This window comes from Streptomyces sp. NPDC028928, assembly GCF_055564915.1.
The window spans coordinates 1481-3247 of sequence record NZ_JBVHVI010000039.1 but is presented as its reverse complement, the minus strand read 5'-3'; the positions used below and the strand labels follow the sequence as shown (position 1 = coordinate 3247).

Annotated in this window: 1 rRNA gene (running past one end of the window); it reads right to left on the bottom strand. The window is 56.8% G+C overall.

Going from position 1 to position 1767, the window contains the following annotated elements:
• Positions 1-1767, bottom strand: a 23S ribosomal RNA gene (locus ACZ4U1_RS40135) (its annotated part continues 1391 nt past the right edge of the window); the annotation flags it as partial.

Here is a 1767-nt window from a genome sequence, read left to right as displayed (position 1 = left end):
GGCCTATCAACCCAGTCGTCTACTGGGAGCCTTACCCCATCAAGTGGGTGGGAGTCCTCATCTCGAAGCAGGCTTCCCGCTTAGATGCTTTCAGCGGTTATCCCTCCCGAACGTAGCCAACCAGCCATGCCCTTGGCAGAACAACTGGCACACCAGAGGTTCGTCCGTCCCGGTCCTCTCGTACTAGGGACAGCCCTTCTCAAGACTCCTACGCGCACAGCGGATAGGGACCGAACTGTCTCACGACGTTCTAAACCCAGCTCGCGTACCGCTTTAATGGGCGAACAGCCCAACCCTTGGGACCGACTCCAGCCCCAGGATGCGACGAGCCGACATCGAGGTGCCAAACCATCCCGTCGATATGGACTCTTGGGGAAGATCAGCCTGTTATCCCCGGGGTACCTTTTATCCGTTGAGCGACGGCGCTTCCACAAGCCACCGCCGGATCACTAGTCCCGACTTTCGTCCCTGCTCGACCCGTCGGTCTCACAGTCAAGCTCCCTTGTGCACTTACACTCAACACCTGATTGCCAACCAGGCTGAGGGAACCTTTGGGCGCCTCCGTTACCCTTTAGGAGGCAACCGCCCCAGTTAAACTACCCATCAGACACTGTCCCTGATCCGGATCACGGACCCAGGTTAGACATCCAGCACGACCAGACTGGTATTTCAACGACGACTCCACAAACACTGGCGTGCCTGCTTCAAAGTCTCCCAGCTATCCTACACAAGCCGAACCGAACACCAATATCAAACTGTAGTAAAGGTCCCGGGGTCTTTCCGTCCTGCTGCGCGAAACGAGCATCTTTACTCGTAGTGCAATTTCACCGGGCCTATGGTTGAGACAGTCGAGAAGTCGTTACGCCATTCGTGCAGGTCGGAACTTACCCGACAAGGAATTTCGCTACCTTAGGATGGTTATAGTTACCACCGCCGTTTACTGGCGCTTAAGTTCTCAGCTTCGCCCACCCGAAAGTGAGCTAACCGGTCCCCTTAACGTTCCAGCACCGGGCAGGCGTCAGTCCGTATACATCGCCTTACGGCTTCGCACGGACCTGTGTTTTTAGTAAACAGTCGCTTCTCGCTGGTCTCTGCGGCCACCCCCAGCTCAGAGCGCGAAGCTCATCACCAGGACTGGCCCCCCTTCTCCCGAAGTTACGGGGGCATTTTGCCGAGTTCCTTAACCATAGTTCACCCGAACGCCTCGGTATTCTCTACCTGACCACCTGAGTCGGTTTAGGGTACGGGCCGCCATGAAACTCGCTAGAGGCTTTTCTCGACAGCATAGGATCATCCACTTCACCACAATCGGCTCGGCATCAGGTCTCAGACTATGTGCAAGGCGGATTTGCCTACCTTGCGTCCTACACCCTTACCCCGGGACAACCACCGCCCGGGATGGACTACCTTCCTGCGTCACCCCATCACTCACCTACTAACCGCTTGGTTCGGCGGCTCCACCACTTTCCTTTCCCCGAAGGGTCCGGAACGGCTTCACGGCCTTAGCATCACGATGCTCGATGTTTGACGCTTCACAGCGGGTACCGGAATATCAACCGGTTATCCATCGACTACGCCTGTCGGCCTCGCCTTAGGTCCCGACTTACCCTGGGCAGATCAGCTTGACCCAGGAACCCTTAGTCAATCGGCGCAAACGTTTCTCACGTTTGTATCGCTACTCATGCCTGCATTCTCACTCGTCAACCGTCCACGACTACCTTCCAGTGCCGCTTCACCCGGCAGACGACGCTCCCCTACCCATCACAG